This window comes from Streptomyces sp. NBC_00984 (assembly GCF_045162475.1).
Lineage (GTDB): Bacteria > Actinomycetota > Actinomycetes > Streptomycetales > Streptomycetaceae > Streptomyces.
In genome coordinates this window covers 5243131-5259435 of the sequence record NZ_CP108734.1, presented here as the reverse complement: position 1 = coordinate 5259435, position 16305 = coordinate 5243131, and the positions used below count along the sequence as shown (strand labels likewise).

The 16305-nt window shown below is 70.3% G+C and carries 17 protein-coding genes; 7 read left to right on the top strand and 10 right to left on the bottom strand.

The features are described 5' to 3' along the window. The first annotated feature begins 2 nt into the window (after positions 1-2). Positions 3-863 (top strand): MaoC/PaaZ C-terminal domain-containing protein, encoded by an 861-nt coding sequence (locus OG520_RS23485; RefSeq protein WP_406014481.1) that lies wholly within the window; start codon positions 3-5, stop codon positions 861-863. Here OG520_RS23485 and OG520_RS23480 read toward each other — a convergent pair. The 6 genes from OG520_RS23480 to OG520_RS23455 form a co-directional block, all read right to left on the bottom strand. Next, entirely contained in the window at positions 817-1446 is a 630-nt protein-coding gene (locus OG520_RS23480; RefSeq protein ID WP_399328417.1) for a TetR/AcrR family transcriptional regulator, read from the bottom strand. The genes OG520_RS23485 and OG520_RS23480 overlap by 47 nt on opposite strands. 199 nt (positions 1447-1645) lie before the next feature. After that, positions 1646-2992, bottom strand: a complete 1347-nt coding sequence (locus OG520_RS23475; RefSeq protein WP_406014480.1) for a dicarboxylate/amino acid:cation symporter — start codon at positions 2990-2992, stop codon at positions 1646-1648. Positions 2993-3429: 437 nt separating this feature from the next. Further along, on the bottom strand, positions 3430-3684 hold the full coding sequence (locus OG520_RS23470) for a DUF4229 domain-containing protein (protein WP_399328260.1): 255 nt from the start codon (positions 3682-3684) through the stop codon (positions 3430-3432). A 151-nt stretch (positions 3685-3835) separates the two neighbouring features. Further along, positions 3836-4363 carry a GNAT family N-acetyltransferase gene (locus tag OG520_RS23465; RefSeq protein WP_406014479.1) on the bottom strand — a complete coding sequence of 176 codons (528 nt, stop codon included), beginning with the start codon at positions 4361-4363 and terminating at the stop codon, positions 3836-3838. A gap of 112 nt (positions 4364-4475) precedes the next feature. Further along, positions 4476-5639, bottom strand: a complete 1164-nt coding sequence (gene mqnE / locus OG520_RS23460) for an aminofutalosine synthase MqnE (RefSeq protein ID WP_266418005.1) — start codon at positions 5637-5639, stop codon at positions 4476-4478. Between the two features lie 97 nt (positions 5640-5736). Next, positions 5737-6192, bottom strand: coding sequence for an Lrp/AsnC family transcriptional regulator (locus OG520_RS23455; RefSeq protein ID WP_266418001.1), 456 nt, complete (start codon positions 6190-6192; stop codon positions 5737-5739). Positions 6193-6324: 132 nt separating this feature from the next. Here OG520_RS23455 and OG520_RS23450 point away from each other — a divergent pair, with 132 nt between their 5' ends. Then, positions 6325-6459 (top strand): hypothetical protein, encoded by a 135-nt coding sequence (locus tag OG520_RS23450; RefSeq protein ID WP_256260259.1) that lies wholly within the window; start codon positions 6325-6327, stop codon positions 6457-6459. 8 nt (positions 6460-6467) lie between these two features. Here the strand turns inward: OG520_RS23450 and OG520_RS23445 are convergent, their stop codons facing one another. Continuing rightward, complete coding sequence (locus OG520_RS23445) at positions 6468-7142, bottom strand: UbiX family flavin prenyltransferase (protein WP_406016544.1); 675 nt, start codon at positions 7140-7142, stop codon at positions 6468-6470. Between the two features lie 121 nt (positions 7143-7263). On the opposite strand from OG520_RS23445, the gene OG520_RS23440 reads away from it, so the two are divergent. After that, positions 7264-7899, top strand: a complete 636-nt coding sequence (locus tag OG520_RS23440; RefSeq protein ID WP_406014478.1) for a rhomboid family intramembrane serine protease — start codon at positions 7264-7266, stop codon at positions 7897-7899. Positions 7900-8126: 227 nt separating this feature from the next. Here the strand turns inward: OG520_RS23440 and OG520_RS23435 are convergent, their stop codons facing one another. From OG520_RS23435 to OG520_RS23425, 3 genes are all read right to left on the bottom strand, one after another. After that, positions 8127-8792 (bottom strand): DUF4232 domain-containing protein, encoded by a 666-nt coding sequence (locus OG520_RS23435; protein ID WP_406014477.1) that lies wholly within the window; start codon positions 8790-8792, stop codon positions 8127-8129. Positions 8793-9262: 470 nt separating this feature from the next. Further along, positions 9263-10180 (bottom strand): menaquinone biosynthesis prenyltransferase MqnP, encoded by a 918-nt coding sequence (mqnP, locus tag OG520_RS23430; protein WP_399328269.1) that lies wholly within the window; start codon positions 10178-10180, stop codon positions 9263-9265. Beyond that, positions 10177-11634 (bottom strand): menaquinone biosynthesis decarboxylase, encoded by a 1458-nt coding sequence (locus tag OG520_RS23425; protein WP_406014476.1) that lies wholly within the window; start codon positions 11632-11634, stop codon positions 10177-10179. Before OG520_RS23425 ends, mqnP begins: the two co-directional genes overlap by 4 nt. A 213-nt stretch (positions 11635-11847) precedes the next feature. On the opposite strand from OG520_RS23425, the gene OG520_RS23420 reads away from it, so the two are divergent. The 4 genes from OG520_RS23420 (at position 11848) to OG520_RS23405 (ending at position 16295) form a co-directional block, all read left to right on the top strand. After that, on the top strand, positions 11848-12243 hold the full coding sequence (locus OG520_RS23420) for a PLD nuclease N-terminal domain-containing protein (protein WP_399328273.1): 396 nt from the start codon (positions 11848-11850) through the stop codon (positions 12241-12243). A gap of 17 nt (positions 12244-12260) precedes the next feature. Further along, positions 12261-12704 (top strand): nucleoside deaminase, encoded by a 444-nt coding sequence (locus OG520_RS23415; protein ID WP_399328275.1) that lies wholly within the window; start codon positions 12261-12263, stop codon positions 12702-12704. 284 nt (positions 12705-12988) lie between these two features. Beyond that, positions 12989-14740 (top strand): hypothetical protein, encoded by a 1752-nt coding sequence (locus tag OG520_RS23410; protein WP_406014475.1) that lies wholly within the window; start codon positions 12989-12991, stop codon positions 14738-14740. Beyond that, positions 14733-16295 carry a hypothetical protein gene (locus OG520_RS23405; RefSeq protein WP_406014474.1) on the top strand — a complete coding sequence of 521 codons (1563 nt, stop codon included), beginning with the start codon at positions 14733-14735 and terminating at the stop codon, positions 16293-16295. The genes OG520_RS23410 and OG520_RS23405 overlap by 8 nt, the downstream gene beginning before the upstream one ends. Positions 16296-16305 lie beyond the last annotated feature (10 nt).

Below are 16305 nucleotides of genomic sequence, written 5' to 3'. Positions count from 1 at the left end.
CTGTGCCGAATCCGAACGTGTCACTCGTACGGGCGACTGTCACGTCCCCGTTCAAGAGGGCCGGTCGCCCCGGCGCCACCCTGCCCGCCGACCGGGCCGTGCTCCCGGCCGCACCGATCGCGGCCGGCCCGCTCGCCTCGTACAACCGGATCTGCGGCTTCACCGACCCGGGCCCGCTGCCGCTCACCTACCCACACGTACTGGGCTTCCCGCTCGCCATGCGGCTGATGACCGCCCGGAGGTTCCCGCTGCCGGTCGTCGGGCTCGTCCACACCTGGATCGAGATCACCCGGCACCGGGTGCTGCACCCCACGGACATGCTCGAACTCGCGGTGCATGCACAGCAGTTGACACCGCACCGGCGCGGCACCGAGGTCACAGTGGCCACCGAGGCACGGCTGGCGGGCGAACTGGTCTGGGAGTCCCGCAGCGGCTACCTCTCCCGGCACACGAGAAGTACACCACCGGCAGGACGTCCGTCCGGGCCGCCCGGGTCGGCGCACGGCACCCCGGCCGCGGAGCTTCCCGCCGTCGCCGAGTGGCGGCTGCCCGGCGATCTGGGACGGCGTTACGGCGCCGCCTCGGGCGACCGGAACCCCATCCACCTGTATCCGCTCACCGCCCGGCTCTTCGGCTTCCCCCGGGCCATCGCCCACGGCATGTGGACCGTCGCCCGCTGCCTGGCCGAGTCACCACGGCCCGAAGAAGTCCATTGGGTACGGGCCGACTTCAAGGCCCCCGTCCTGCTGCCCGCCACCGTCACCTACGCGGCGGACGCCACCGGCTTCCAGCTGCGCGGCACCGGCCGGGTCCACCTCACCGGGCGGACGGGCTCGGCGGCTGCCAGGGACGGCCGTTCATAAGGTTCTCCAGACCCGCCCAGGAGAAGTTCATCAGGGTGGCCGCGGCCTCCTTCGCCGAGACGCCCGGGGTCTCGTTCGCCCACCCGGCGAGCGACTCCGCGGCCCCCACGAGCGCCTGCGCGAGCCCCGACACATCACGGTCGGGCAGCGCCGGATCGTGATGTGCCTCGCGCGCCGCGGCCCCGATCAGCTCCGTCACGAAAGCAACGATCTCGTCCCGCATCGCCGTCACCTCGTCGGCGAACGGCTCGCCGTGCGTACGCGCCTGGCGGTGCAGCACCGCCCAGCCGTCCGGATGCTCCGCCGTGTGTGTGAAGAACGCCCGCAGCCCGGACCACAGTTGCCGATCGGCCGGAAGCCCCGGCTCCGCCCCCGCCCGTACCGCTTCGACCAGCGCTTTCGCCTCGCGCCGGATACAGGCGGTGAAGAGTTCTTCCTTGGAGTTGAGATACAGGTAGACGAGCGGCTTGGACACCCCCGCCAGCTCGGCGATCTCGTCCATCGAGGCGGCCCGGTACCCGCGCTGCCCGAAGGTCTGCACGGCGGCGTCCATCATCTGCTGCTCGCGCACGGCCCGCGGCATCCGTTTGCTCTTCACAGCACCCACGTCGACTTCCTCCCGCCCCCGGTGTGCCACTCCCCCGGTAAGGGTACGGCGCGGGGTTCCTCCCCGTCGTACGCGGCAGGGGCCGCACGCCCCGGGCGTCCGGTACGGCACGGGAGCGCCCCCGGCCCTGCCGAAAGGCGGACCGGGGGCGCTCCCGTGTGTCGTGCGTGAGCGGTTACGCGGCGACCGGCACCCGCTCCGGCTCGGTGTCGCGCACCTCGTCGCCGTCGACCGGGGAGGACGAGGCCGAGTTGTACGCGTCGTGGTCGAGGATCTTCTCGCGGGCCGCGACGATCACCGGGACCAGCGCCTGACCTGCCACGTTGGTGGCCGTCCTCATCATGTCCAGGATCGGGTCGATGGCCATGAGCAGACCGACGCCCTCCAGCGGGAGGCCCAGCGTCGACAGGGTGAGGGTCAGCATGACCGTGGCACCGGTGAGACCGGCGGTGGCCGCCGAACCGATCACCGAGACGAACGCGATCAGGACGTAGTCACCGACACCCAGCTGCACGTCGAAGATCTGCGCGATGAAAATCGCCGCCAGCGCCGGGTAGATCGCGGCGCAGCCGTCCATCTTGGTGGTGGCGCCGAACGGGACGGAAAAGGAGGCGTACTCCTTCGGGACGCCGAGGCGCTCGGTGACCTTCTGGGTGACCGGCATGGTGCCGACCGAGGAGCGGGAGACGAAGGCCAGCTGGATCGCCGGCCAGGCGCCCTTGAAGAACTGCACCGGGCTGAGCTTGGCGACGGTGGCGAGCAGCAGCGGGTACACACCGAACAGCACCAGGGCGCAGCCGATGTAGACGTCGGCGGTGAACGTCGCGTACTTGCCGATCAGGTCCCAGCCGTAGTCGGCGATCGCGTAGCCGATGAGGCCGACGGTGCCGATGGGGGCGAGGCGGATGACCCACCACAGGGCCTTCTGGAGGAGCTCCAGGACGGACTCGCTGAGGGTGAGGATCGGCTGGGCCTTCTCGCCGAGCTGGAGCGCGGCGATGCCGGCGACGGCGGCCATGAAGACGATCTGGAGCACGTTCAGTTCGGTGAACGGCGTGATCACGTTGTCCGGGATGATGCCGGTCAGGAAGTCGAGCCAGGAGCCCGCGTGCTCCGGCAGCTTGCCGTCCTTCGGCGTGAGGCCCGTACCGGAGCCCGGGTTGGTGACCAGGCCGATCGTGAGGCCGATGGCGACCGCGATCAGCGAAGTGATCATGAACCAGAGCAGGGTGCGGGTGGCCAGCCGGGCGGCGTTGTTGACCTTGCGCAGGTTGGTGATCGACACCAGGATCGCGAAGAAGACGAGGGGCGCGACGGCCAGCTTCAGCAGCTGGACGAAGATGTGGCCGACCTTGTCGAGCGTGGTGTAGAGCCAGCCGATGTCGTACGTACGCGTGAGCCAGCCGAGGACGACACCGAGGACGAGACCGGCGACTATCTGGGCCCAGAACGGGACCTTGGGTATACGGAAACCGGAGCCGGACGGGCTGCCGGCAACGGTGGACGCGGGGTTCGCGGACACGGACACACTCCAGATGTGACGCATCGGGGCGCACGGGGACGACTGTGCGGGGGACGGGGGGTGCGGCGCCCGCGTCAGGGGCGGCGCCGCTGCATGGTGCCGTTCAGACCTTGCGGCAACAGACCGCGGACATACAGCGGCAGAGATCGACATGCAGGCGCTCCACGAGCGGGACGCTCGCGGCGAATCGATGGCGCACTGCTGTCTTCATGTCGAACACGTTAACACTTGAACTTTGAGAAGCTCAAAGCTCTTCTTTGACCCCGGCTCGCCGGCGAGACCGCCGCCACCACGCCCCGGCCCGCCCCGGATCCCTGCGGGAACGACAAAACCCCAGTACAGGAGCGGACGCTCCGGCGCTGGGGTTTCGAACGAAAACTGTGCGGGCGTGAGGAAACTTACGTAGTCCTTACGCAGCCCTCACACCGTCGCCACCGTCACTGGGTGACGTGGTCCTCGCGGGTACGGTTCGCCTCAAGGCGCTCCTTGGCCCGGTCGACCGTGGACACGATCTGCTCGGACATCTCGTCACGCTGCTTGCGCAGCAGCACAAAGCTGAGCGGCGCGGACAGGACCAGGGCGAGCAGAATCACCCAGACGATATTGGAGCCGTTCGTCCCGGAGGGCAGCAGGCCGAAGTGAACGGCCACGGCTGCGACGGCGAAGCAGCCGACGAAGATACTGAGGCGCATCGCGGTGTACCGAATTGTCGCGCTCGGCTTGGCAGCGGACACAGTTGGCCTCTCTCTCAACGTATGACGGTCCTTCGATCCTGCCCGACCAGTGAAGCATGCCCCGGAATCGATCAGTTCGGAGGGCTCCGCCAAGGGAGGCGGACGCGGCTCAGTGCCCGAGCGGCAGCAGCATGATGATGTCGTCGCGGTCGTCCCCGTCGGCCACCCGGATCGCGTCGGGCACCCGCCCGACCTCCTTGTATCCGCACGAGGCGTAGAACCGGTCGACGCCGGTGCCGCCGCGGCAGGTGAGCCGGACGGCCTCGATCCCGTCGATCCCGCGGGCCGCCCGCGCGGCGGCGTCCATCAGATCGCGCCCGTACCCCTTGCCCTGATGACGGGGGTGGACCATCACCGTGTAGAGCCAGAGCCAGTGGATCATCAGCCGGTGGGTGTTGAGGGCGAGGAAGGCCGTGGCCGCGACGGCGCCCTCCTCGTCGCGTCCGATCAGCAGGCGGGTGCGCCCCTCGGCCATGGAGACCAGATGCTTGACCAGCTCGGGCCGCACGTCGTCGGCCGTGACGGGCGGTACGAAGCCGACCGCGCCGCCCGCGTTGGAGACATCGGTCCACAGCTCGACGATGCCGTCCCGCAGGGTGCGGTCGAACGTGGGGTCCAATTCGAATGTAAGTGGCATAGGCGCAGATTAGCTATTACCGACCCACGGCCTCAAACCAGGTCCAGCACGCGAGAAAGCCCCGGCCTGAGGCCGGGGCTCCCGTACAGCCGGACTGCTGACGACGCGCGGGTCAGACGCGCATCGGCTGCGGCGACTCGCGCCGCCCGGCGTCCGGGCCCGGGTACTCGCGGATGATCTCGTACCGGGTGTTGCGCTCGACGGGCCGGAAGCCCGCGTCGCGGATCAGGTCCAGCAGATCCTCGCGGCCGAGCTTGTTCGGCGTGCCGTAGTTGTCCGCGTCGTGCGTGATCTTGTACTCGACGACCGAGCCGTCCATGTCGTCCGCACCGTGCTGGAGCGCGAGCTGGGCGGTCTGCACGCCATGCATCACCCAGAAGACCTTGACGTGCGGGACGTTGTCGAAGAGCAGCCGCGAGACCGCGAAGGTCTTCAGCGCCTCGGCGCCGGTCGCCATCGTCGTCCGCGCCTGGAGCCTGTTGCGGACCTTGCCGTCCTTCATGTCCACGAAGTCGTGCTGGTAGCGCAGCGGGATGAAGACCTGGAAGCCGCCGGTCTCGTCCTGGAGCTCACGCAGCCGCAGCACGTGGTCGACGCGGTGCCGGGGCTCCTCGATGTGCCCGTACAGCATGGTCGCCGGGGTCTTGAGCCCCTTCTCGTGCGCCAGGCGGTGGATGCGCGACCAGTCCTCCCAGTGGGTGGCGTGGTCCACGATGTGCTGGCGGACCTCCCAGTCGAAGATCTCCGCGCCGCCGCCGGTCAGCGACTCCAGACCGGCCTCGATCAGCTCGTCCAGGATCTCGGAGGCCGAGAGCCCGGAGATGGTCTCGAAGTGGTGGATCTCGGTGGCGGTGAACGCCTTGAGGGAGACCTGCGGGAGGGCTTCCTTCAGAGCGGAGAGCGAGCGCGGGTAGTAGCGCCACGGCAGGGTGGGGTGCAGGCCGTTGACGATGTGCAGCTCGGTGAGGTTCTCGCCCTCCATCGCCTTCGCGAGGCGGACGGCCTCCTCGATGCGCATGGTGTACGCGTCCTTCTCGCCCGGCTTGCGCTGGAACGAGCAGTAGGCGCACGACGCGGTGCACACATTGGTCATGTTGAGGTGCCGGTTGACGTTGAAGTGCACGACGTCACCGTTCTTGCGCGTCCGCACCTCGTGCGCCAGGCCGCCGAGCCAGGCCAGGTCGTCCGACTCGTAGAGGGCGATGCCGTCCTCACGGGTCAGCCGCTCCCCTGCGCGGACCTTCTCCTCCAGCTCGCGCTTGAGCCCGACATCCATGCGGCTGCCTCCCAGTTGTCGACGTGCAGTGCGTTTCCCGGTGACAGGTGATACCGGGCGAAACCCCCGGTCACCCGGGGGCTCCACCACGTTACGCCTACGACTCGTCGGGAAGTTCCCCGACCCGGTTCTCCCACTTGGTGGAGAGCACGATCGTGGTACGGGTGCGCGAGACGCCCCTCGTACCGCTGAGCCGGCGGATGGTCTTCTCCAGGCCGTCCACGTCACCGACGCGCACCTTGAGCATGTACGAGTCGTCGCCCGCGATGAACCAGGCGTCCTCGATCTCCGCGAGGTCCTTCAGCCTGCGCGCCACGTCCTCGTGATCGGCCGCGTCGGAGAGCGAGATGCCGATCAGGGCCGTGACCCCGAGCCCCAGGGACGCGGCGTCGACGGTGGCGCGGTAGCCGGTGATGACACCGGCGGTTTCCAGCCGGTTGATGCGGTCGGTGACGCTGGGCCCGGAGAGCCCCACGAGCCGCCCCAGCTCGGCGTACGAGGCCCTGCCGTTCTCCCTGAGGGCCTGGATGAGCTGCCTGTCCACCGCGTCCATGTGACTGAAACCTTCCATTGTTCAGCAGTATCGCGAGTTTACGTGTAGAATCTAAGGCATGCAGGCTTCACCGCCTGCAAATCTTTCCGAACATCCAAAAAATGCTTTCGAATCTTCAGGAGTGAAAACACCGTGTACACGATCGAGATGGCCTACGCCCGGATGCGCGAGCTGCAGGACCTGGCCAACCGCTCGCGTGCCCACCAGCCCGCCGCCGCGCACCGGGTCGACCGGACCCGCAAGCCGCGCGCCATGAAGAAGCGCTGACCACCGACTCAGCCACGGGAGTCGCGGGAGCCGCCACCGAGCTCGCCCTCCCACCGGCGGTACAGGTCGTGCGGCACGCCCGCCGCGTCCAGCACCCGCCCGGCGACGAAGTCCACCAGATCCTGGATGTGCGTCGCCCCCGCGTAGAACGCCGGAGAGGCGGGCAGCACCACGGCGCCCGCCTCGTCCAGGCTCACCAGATGCTTCAGCGTCTGCCCGTTCAGCGGAGTCTCCCGCACCGCGACGACCAGCTTCCGCCGCTCCTTGAGCGTCACGCTCGCGGCCCGCTGGAGCAGATCCTTCGAGAGCCCGAGCGCCACCCCGGCCACACAGGCCGTCGAGGCCGGGACGATCAGCATCCCCTTCGCCGGGTACGAACCCGAGGAAGGTCCCGCTCCGAGATCACCGGCCGCCCAGTGCCGTACGCCCTCGACGTCCACGTCGAAGGTGTGCGGCTTGCCGTCCGCCCCGCGCGCCAGCCAGCTGCGCAGGTCCTCCTGCCAGTGCCCGTCGCGGTACGCGATCCCTGTCTCGTCCAGCAGCGTCAGCCGCGAGGCCCGGCTCACCACCAGATCGACGCTCTCCCCCGCGGCCAGCAGGCCGCGCAGCACGGCGGCGGCGAATGGGGTGCCCGAAGCGCCTGAAACCCCGACAATCCAAGGCTGCCGCTGGTACTGACTCACTGAAGTCCCGGAATCCACACGCCTGAGCCTATCCGGCGGTACAAAACCGGAACCGAGTACGGTGCCTCGGGCGTTCCACGGGGTGGGAACAGGGACGACAGGGGACGGCAAGGGGGGCACGATGGCCGCATCTTCGGATCGATCCGCACCGGCGTGGAGTGCGGGCGGCCGCGCGAAGGCCGCGGCCAAGGTGATGCTGGGCTGGGTCGCGTTCCTCTGGCTGCTCGAAGTCGTCGACGCCTCGACCGGCAACTCACTGGACACGTTCGGGATAGAGCCCCGCCGGGCCGGCGAGCTGCTGGACGTGGTGCCCGCGTCCTTCATCCACTTCGGATTCGGCCATGTCGCCTCCAACAGCGTGCCGCTGCTGGTCTTCGGCTTCCTGGCGGCGCTGAGCGGCATCCGCAGATTCGCCGCCGTGGCCGCGATGATCATCGTGGTCGACGGGCTCGGCGTCTGGCTGGTCTCACCGGACGGTTCCAACACGGCGGGCGCGTCCGGGCTGGTCTTCGGCCTCTTCGGCTATCTGCTCGTCCGGGGGTTCGTCGACCGCAGGGTGCTGGACATCGCCGCCGGTCTGGTGGTCGGCGCGATATGGGGCTCGTCGATCCTGGTGGGGCTCTCGCCCGCCAACACCTCGGTCAGCTGGCAGGGCCATCTGTTCGGGCTGGCGGCGGGCGTGGCGGCGGCGTTCGTCTTCCGCCGCCCCACGCGCGGCCGGAGCACGGTGCCGCCCGCCCGGCCGGTCATACCGTAGAGCGCGTTCGACCGCTCATGGCGTAGGGCCTGCCCGGCCGGTCATGTCGTGGGGCCTGCCCGGCCGGTCATGTGACTTTCCGACCGGCCAGTCGTCGGTTCGGGTGCGGGCCGGGGGATCTGGCGCGTCGCGAGTGGTCGCTTCCGGGGCCGCGTCCGCCGTCGTCGGACAGCCGTCCTCTTCCGGCTCCGCCCGTGATCCCCCGGACGGATCCCGTGGCGTCCGGGTCAGCCCTCGCCCTGACCGGCGCTCCCCATCGGGCCGACCTTCACCTGGGAGCCGGAGCCGTCCGTGGCGGGCAGCGTGGCGGCGCCCGGCCATTCGAGGGAGAACGACTTCGTCTCGTCCGGCGGGGTCACCACCAGGGCCGTGATGCGGACGCCGGAGCCGCCCGACGTGTTGAGCGGGTAGTTGATTCCGAAGTACACCGATTCCCCGTCCTTGAGGGTCATCGGAGTGGCCTTCTCACCGGTGCGCTCCGCGGAGAGCGACCCCGCGCTGGTCTTCAGGTCGACGCCCGCGTACCCGGAGAGCACGCAGTCCCGGCCGCCGCCGTTCTTGAACTCCACCGCGACGGTGCCCTCGGTGTCGCCGCCGATGGTGCTGTCCGACGCGGTGATGTCCAGGTCGTCGGTGCGGCACTTGCCGACCTTGCTGTTCTCGTCGGAGCCGGTCCCGGCGGCCGTGCCCTGCCCGCCGGACCCCTTTCCGGCGGAGTCCTTTCCGCCATCCTGGTTCGTACCGCCCGAGCCCGAACCGCCGCTCGCGGAGGACGCGCTGGACGCGGAGGACGGGGCGACCTGTCCCAGGTCGTCCTCGCCGTCCTGGCAGGCCGTGAGCGAGAGACCGGCGACAACGGCCAGGGCGGCGAAGGTGAGCTTGCGTACGCGCATCGTTTCTTCCTCAGTGTCGGTGGGGGGTGTCGGCCGCTCGGCACGGTCGGTACGAGCGAGCGTTTCTGATCACCAAGAGCCGCCCGGCCCGGCAAGGCGTTCCGCCCAACCACCCGCTAATACACCCCTGTTACACGCACAGCCGGGCACAACGCGCACCACCACCGGGCATGCCCCGCCCGCACCCGCCCCTTGCCGCACCCGCTCCCTGCCGCCGACCGGCAAGGGAAACAGGGGCTGGACACGGCCGCGCCGCACCGCACCGGAACACGCCGCCGACCGGCCGGAACGGCGGTTCCCGCCACCGTTCCGCACCTGTCGACGCCCGCAGCCCACTGGGACGGACCCGTAACGCGGCGGTCCTTGACCACACCAGGTGACACGCCTCCTCGACCCGTCTCACCCGCGCCCGGGGCAGCCGCCCGTCGAGGACGAGGTCCTGGATCCGCCGGACACGACCCCGGGCAGGCTCAGACGGTCAGGCCCCGTACCAGCAGGTCCAGCAGGGCGCACGCGAACAGCGCGATCCCGATGAAGCCGTTGACCGAGAAGAACGCCCGGTTCAGCCGGGACAGATCGTGCGGCCGCACCACCCGGTGCTCGTACACGAACGCGACGGCGACGATCACCATGCCGATCCAGTAGAACAGCCCGGCCTCCGTGGCCAGCCCGAACCAGACCAGCAGCCCGGTCGTCACCGCATGGCAGACCCGCGCGCCCCACAGCGCGGCCGGAATGCCGAATCGGGCCGGCACCGAGAGCACCCCGTGCGCCCGGTCCGCCTGGACGTCCTGGCAGCCGAAGATCAGGTCGAAGCCGCCGATCCAGATCCCGACCGCGAGGCCGAGGATCACCGCGTCCCACGACCAGCTGCCGGTCACCGCCAGCCAGGCGCCGATCGGCCCTATGGCCTGCGCGATGCCGAGGATGGCGTGCGGGTAGTGGGTGAACCGCTTTCCGTACGGATAGACCACCATCGGCACGACGGCGGCCGGCGCGAGCGCCAGACAGAGCGGGTTCAGCAGCGCGGCGGCGCCGAGGAAGGCGACGACGGCGACCAGCGCCCCCGTCCACGCCGACTTCACCGAGACCGCCCCGGTGACCAGCTCCCGGCTCGCGGTGCGCGGGTTACGGGCGTCGATCTCCCGGTCGATGATCCGGTTGCAGGCCATCGCGAACGTCCGCAGCCCCACCATCGCGACCGTGACGAGCAGCAGGGTGCCCCAGTGGATGGACTTGTCCGCCTGGAACATCGCGGTCAGGGCGGCGATGTACGCGAAGGGCAGCGCGAAGACCGAGTGCTCGATCATCACGAGCCGCAGGAACGCCTTGACCCTGCTGTTCGGATGTACGGGCCCTGAGCCCAGTGCTGCTTCGGCGGCGCTCACAGTCCGTATTCCTTCCACCGGCGGTCGACCTTCGCCGCCGTCTCCGGGTCGGACTCGACCATGTCCGGCCAGCCCCCGTCCCGGGTGTATCCCTCCTCGGGCCACTTCTTCGTCGCGTCGATGCCCGCCTTGCCACCCCAGAACTGCTGGTAGGAGGCATGGTCGAGATGGTCGACGGGACCCTCGGTGACCGTCAGGTCGCGCGCGTAGTCCGTATTGCCGAGGGCCCGCCACGCCACCTCGTGCAGATCGTGGACGTCGCAGTCGGAGTCCACGACCACGATCAGCTTGGTCAGCGACATCATGTGCGCACCCCAGATGGCACTCATCACCTTCTGGGCGTGCTTCGGATACTTCTTGTCGATCGAGACGATCGCGCAGTTGTGGAAACCACCCGCCTCCGGCAGGTGGTAGTCCACGATGTCCGGCACGATGATCTTGAGGAGCGGCAGGAAGAACCGCTCGGTGGCACGTCCCAGCGGCCCGTCCTCGGTCGGCGGCCGGCCCACCACGATCGACTGGAGCAGCGGACGCTTCCGCATGGTCACGCAGTCGATGGTCAGTGCGGGGAACGGTTCCTGCGGCGTGTAGAAGCCGGTGTGGTCGCCGAACGGCCCCTCGGGAAGCATCTCCCCGGGCTCCAGCCACCCCTCGATGACCACTTCCGCCTGCGCCGGTACCTGGAGCGGCACGGTCTTGCAGTCGACCATCTCGATCCGCTTGCCCTGGATGAACCCGGCGAAGAGGTACTCGTCGATGTCCCCCGGCAGCGGCGCGGTGGAGGCGTACGTCACCGCGGGCGGCGCGCCGAACGCGATGGCGACCGGCAGCCGCTCGCCTCGCTTGGCCGCGACCTGGTAGTGGTTGCGGCTGTCCTTGTGGATCTGCCAGTGCATCCCGATGGTGCGGCGGTCGTGGCGCTGGAGCCGGTAAAGCCCCAGGTTCCGTACGCCGGTCTCCGGGTGCTTGGTGTGCGTGAGCCCCAGGTTGAAGAAGGAGCCGCCGTCCTCGGGCCAGGTGAAGAGCGCGGGCAGCAGGTCCAGGTCCACATCGTCGCCGGTGAGGACGGTCTCCTGCACCGGGGCGCTCTCCTGCTTCACCTTCTTCGGCGGCACGTGCACCATCGAGCCGAGCTTGCCGAAGGCCTCCCGCACCCCGACGAAGCCGTGCGGCAGCTCCGGCTTGAGCAGCCCGCCGATCTTGTCGCTGATGTCGGCGTAGGACTTCAGCCCGAGCGCCTTGAGCAGCCGCTTGTCGGTCCCGAAGACATTCATGGCCAGGGGCATCGAGGACCCCTTGACGTTCTCGAAGAGCAGCGCGGGGCCGCCCGCCTTGTTCACCCGGTCGACGATCTCGCCGACCTCCAGGTAGGGGTCGACCTCGGCCTTGATGCGCTTGAGCTCGCCCTCGCGCTCCAGGGCCCGGAGGAGGGAACGAAGATCGTCGTAAGCCATGCCGTCCAGTTTGTCATCCCCGCCCGCCGCGGCCGCCGGGGCTCCCCCCACCCCGCCCCGGGCCCCGCCCTCGCACACCCGGAATCAGGCGGCCCCGCCCGCTCGCCGCCGGTTCACCCCGCTCGCCGTGATATGTCACGGACACCGGTTACTCTGGGCCCGAACCGGGGCGGGACAAGCCCCGCCAACTCTCCGCAGGGGGACCTTTCCATCATGTTCCGGGCCCTGATCTATCTCCTGCCTCTGGCGCTGACGATCTACGCGTTCATCGACTGCCTGAACACGCCCGAGGACGAGGCCAAGCACCTGCCGAAGATCGCCTGGGTCTTCATCATCCTGCTGTTCTGGATCGTCGGCCCGATCGTCTGGCTGGCCGCGGGCAAGATGCGCCACGCGCCCGCCGGAGGCCGTACGCCGTCCGAATGGCACCGCAATCACCGCTCGCAGTGGGTGGCGCCGGACGACAACCCGGAGTTCCTGAACGCGCTGAAGGAAGAGAACAAGAAGGACGAGTCGCTCCTCAAGGACTGGGAGGCCGATCTGCGCCGCCGCGAGGAGGAGCTGAAGCGCCGCGAGAACGGGGAGAGCCCGAGCCCCTCGGGCGAGTAGCCCCCGGGCCAGGACACATGAACGACGCCACCATGCTCGCCACCGCCCTCGACGAGGCCCGTACCGGTCTCGCCGAGGGCGGTGTGCCCATCGGCGCGGCCCTCTACGGACCGGACGGCACCCTGCTCGGCCGGGGCCGCAACCGCCGCGTCCAGGACGGTGATCCGTCCCTGCACGCGGAGACGGCGGCCTTCCGCGCGGCCGGGCGGCAGCGCTCGTACCGCGGCACGACGATGGTGACGACACTCTCCCCGTGCTGGTACTGCAGCGGCCTCGTTCGGCAGTTCGGGATCTCGCGGGTGGTGATCGGCGAGGCGCGGACGTTCCGCGGCGGGCACGACTGGCTGGCCCGGCACGGGGTGGAGATCGTGCTGCTCGACGACGCCGAATGCGTGGCGCTCATGCGGGACTTCGTACGCGACCACCCCGACCTCTGGAACGAGGACATCGGCGCCGGCTGACCCCCGCCCCACACCACCTCAGAACGTTCGAAAATCCTCTCCACTCCCCAACACCCGGGCGATATCCTTGTGTTGACGGTGTGACAGATCGAATGGAGCGTCGATGACGGGGGTGCTGTGGAGAGAGAGCTGTACGGGCGCGAGGCGATCTTCGGCAACGACGGACTTGCGGCGCGCCTGACCGGCCTCACTCCGTACGGCTCCGCCCGGGTCGTCTACGAGCACCGCGACGATCCGCCGGTCGCCGTGCTGACCGGCGGCCGGGGCATGGGCAAGACGAGCTTGTGGCGGTTGCCTCCATCTCCTGGACCCGCGAGGACGAGACGCGGGCGCGGCGGGACCTGCAGTCGCTCGGCCCGATGCTGGCGACCGTCGACGGCCGCGGGGACGCGGCGACCGGCTGGGTCACCAAGGTGCTGACGAAGCTGGCCGCCAGCGCCTTCGACTCGGTGGCCCCGATGGCCGGGATGATCGCGGAGGCCACGGTCGAAACGGTCCTGGAGGAATCGTTCAGCCGCTTCCAGCGGCGATCGGCGGACTGGTACGGCAGCTATCCGCACGCGGGCGGCAACGGCCGGATCGGGCTGCGGCAGCTGGCGGTCGACTTCGAGCGCGGCGGCGATCTGCGCCGCCGGGCCGAGGACCATCTGGTGCTCGCGCTGGCCGCGGACCTGGTCGCGGCGTACGGGGGCCTGGCCTGGGGCGCCCGCCGGGGCCGCCCGGTGCTGCTCGTCGACAACGCGCACACGCCGCTGGGCCGGCAGCTGCTGGAGCCACTGCTGCGGCAGCGGGCCACCGGGGTGCGCGACCGGATCGCGGTGTTCGCCTCCTCGCGGGTCCGGGACCACGAGGGGCTGAGCCATGCGGTGCGCCGGCGGCTCCCGGAGGTGGCGCACGGCTCGCACTGGTCCAGGGGCACGGGCGTGACGTCCGGAATCCTGGCCGTGGAGCTGACTCCGCTCAACCCGGAGCAGGTGCGCTCCGCGTTCGACCGGCACGACCGGGCGGGCCGTATCCCGGCCGGGCTGGCCCGTGGGGTGCACCGGCTGACGGGCGGGCGTCCGCTGGCGGTGGAGCTGCTGGCGCTGGCGGCGGGCGAGGCGCCGGAGCCCGCGTCGCTGGTGCCGGGATCGCTGCTGGACTGCACGGTGGAGGTGCGCGAGGACCGGGCGCCCGCGCAGGTGGCGGACGAGCTGCTGGCGCGGCTGCTGCCGGGGCCCGAGCAGCGGCTGGACTTCCTCGGCGTGCTGGCCGCCGCGCACGGCGAGGACTCGGCGCGGCTGCTGGCGGAGAGCCGGCTGGGCCGGGGGTCGCCGGACGGCGATGTGGCGCTGCGGATGCGCGATGCGCTGCGGGCGGAGGACTGGCCGGTCGGGCCCGGCCACTTCGTCGCCGATCCGCTGCTGCGGTCGCTGCTGCTGCACCGCCTGCGGTTCCAGGACGGCGACCATCCGTCCTACGCGGTGTGGCAGGCGGTGCATGTCTCGCTGCGCGGGGCTTACGGCCCCGGCGGCCGCCGCCCCAGCGTCCCGCATCTGCTGCACCAGAAGCTGGTGCTGGGCGACGCGGAGGCGTGCGTGGGGCATCTGCGGCTGCGGTTCGACGAACCGGACGTGGCGGGGTGGCTCGACTCGCTGCGCTTCATCGCCTCGGCACCGTACCCGCGTACGCGCGGATCCGTCGGCCCCGACCGGCGGCGCGCGGTCGCGCTCGGCCGGGCGGACAACGCGGTGCCGAGAGGGCTCGAAACGTCGGCCGCGGAGCTCCATGTGCAGCTGCGCCGGCTGCTGCACGGCGTATGGCTGCTGTCCGATCCGCTGGCCCTGCCGGACGAAGAGGTGATCGACAAGATGGCGCACGAACTGCGACAACTGTCCGGCAGGCATCCGACGGGCAACAGCGTGCTGTGGGACGCGGCGACGCACTGGCCGCGGGACATCAGGGCCTGGCGTCCGCTGTCCATGCCACCGGGAGAACCGGGCGCGGGCGGCAGCGGGCCGGGGCCACGGCGGGGGAACGGTGGCCCGGATGCGTAATCCACTGCGCTACCGCCTCTGGTACACGGCACGGCAGAAGGTCGTCACCTCGGTGGTGGTCGCCGCCCTGCTGATCACGTCCGGCTGGTACGGCATCGGCCGGCTCACCGCCCCCGAGGACCGCTCCTGCGCGAAGGGGGTCGAGCGGCCGCAGGGCAGTGACGAGTGCATCGGCGTCTCCGGCGACGGCTACGACTTCGGGCGGCCGAAGCTGACCGAGGTCGCCGCGGCCATCGCCCGGGAGAACAACACCCTGAAGCCCGGCCGGTACGCGACGGTCGCGCTGCTGCTGCCGCTGACGTCGACGGACGAGGCGATGCAGACGAAGATGCAGCGCGAGCTGCAGGGCGCGTTCGCCGAGCAGTACCGGGCCAACCACCTCTCCAACGAGCAGGTGCCGCAGATCCGGCTGGTGCTCGCCAACACCGGGAAGAACAACCTGCTGTGGCGGCCGGCCGTGGAGCGGCTGAAGACGATGACCGGGGCCCCGGACAACCTGCGGGCCGTGTCCGGGGTCGCCACCAGCAGCACGCAGGTCAAGTCGGCGGTCAAGGAGCTGACCGCCGCGCACATCGCGGTCGTCGGCACCACGATCACGGCCGACGACATCGCCAACGGCGCGAAGGGCGATCCGTTCCCCGGCCTGGCACGGGTGTCGCCGACCAACCGGGACGAGGCGCGCGCCCTGGCCCACTTCGGGCAGGTCAAGAAGGACAAGGCGCTGCTGGTGCAGGACACCCGTACCGGGGACCACTACACGGACACGCTGCGGGCGGCCTTCACCTCGCTGGTGAAGGGCACCCGGTACCAGCCGGAGCTGTTCACCTCGCGCAGCGACCCCAACGACGAGGGCACCACGGCCAACACCTTCCAGCAGATCACGCATCTGATCTGCGACACGGACGCGGAGACGGTGTTCTTCGCCGGACGCCACGTCCAGCTGCGGCAGTTCATCAACGCGCTCGGGGCCCGCGGCTGCCAGAGCCGCGCGTTCACGATCCTGACCGGCGACGAGGGCTCGTACCTCGGCAGCGACAAGAAGCTCGACCGGGGCGCGCTGCGCCGGAAGGTGACCGTCCGCTACGCCTCGCTGGCGCACCCGGACGCCTGGGCGGCGACGGGGAAGGGCCGGGCGGCCACGGGCGGCTCCGCGGCGGACTACCGCGCCTTCCTGGATCTGCTGGCCACGGTGTCGAGGAAGCCCGCGGGCCCGATCGGTCCGACCGACCACCAGGCCCTGACCGACGGCCAGGTGATCATCGCGCACGACGCGATGACGCTGGCGGTGCAGGCCGTCCGGCAGGCGACCCCGGAGGGCAAGGGACTGCCGCAGCTCGCGGACGTGGGCGAGCAGTGGCCGCGGGTGAAGGGCTCGCTGCGGGTGTCGGGGGCCAGTGGCTGGATCTGCCTGGACAACCACGGCAACCCGTACAACAAGGCGGTTCCGGTGGTGGAGCTGGCGCCCGAGGACGCCAGTCAGCGGTTCGTGTCGATCGCCTGGCCGGAGGGCACGCCGCCGGACGAGAAGTGCCTGCTGCCGTCCGCGGCGCCGTGACGCCGTGACG

Coding starts and splice junctions, on each gene's coding strand:
- OG520_RS23480 (WP_399328417.1), bottom strand. CDS start 1,446: ATGCCGCGGGCCGTGCGCGAGCAGCAGATGATGGACGCCGCCGTGCAG.
- OG520_RS23440 (WP_406014478.1), top strand. CDS start 7,264: ATGGCCGCATCTTCGGATCGATCCGCACCGGCGTGGAGTGCGGGCGGC.
- mqnE (WP_266418005.1), bottom strand. CDS start 5,639: ATGGATGTCGGGCTCAAGCGCGAGCTGGAGGAGAAGGTCCGCGCAGGG.
- OG520_RS23465 (WP_406014479.1), bottom strand. CDS start 4,363: ATGCCACTTACATTCGAATTGGACCCCACGTTCGACCGCACCCTGCGG.
- OG520_RS23420 (WP_399328273.1), top strand. CDS start 11,848: ATGTTCCGGGCCCTGATCTATCTCCTGCCTCTGGCGCTGACGATCTAC.
- OG520_RS23435 (WP_406014477.1), bottom strand. CDS start 8,792: ATGCGCGTACGCAAGCTCACCTTCGCCGCCCTGGCCGTTGTCGCCGGT.
- OG520_RS23425 (WP_406014476.1), bottom strand. CDS start 11,634: ATGGCTTACGACGATCTTCGTTCCCTCCTCCGGGCCCTGGAGCGCGAG.
- OG520_RS23405 (WP_406014474.1), top strand. CDS start 14,733: ATGCGTAATCCACTGCGCTACCGCCTCTGGTACACGGCACGGCAGAAG.
- OG520_RS23415 (WP_399328275.1), top strand. CDS start 12,261: ATGAACGACGCCACCATGCTCGCCACCGCCCTCGACGAGGCCCGTACC.
- OG520_RS23455 (WP_266418001.1), bottom strand. CDS start 6,192: ATGGACGCGGTGGACAGGCAGCTCATCCAGGCCCTCAGGGAGAACGGC.
- OG520_RS23470 (WP_399328260.1), bottom strand. CDS start 3,684: ATGCGCCTCAGTATCTTCGTCGGCTGCTTCGCCGTCGCAGCCGTGGCC.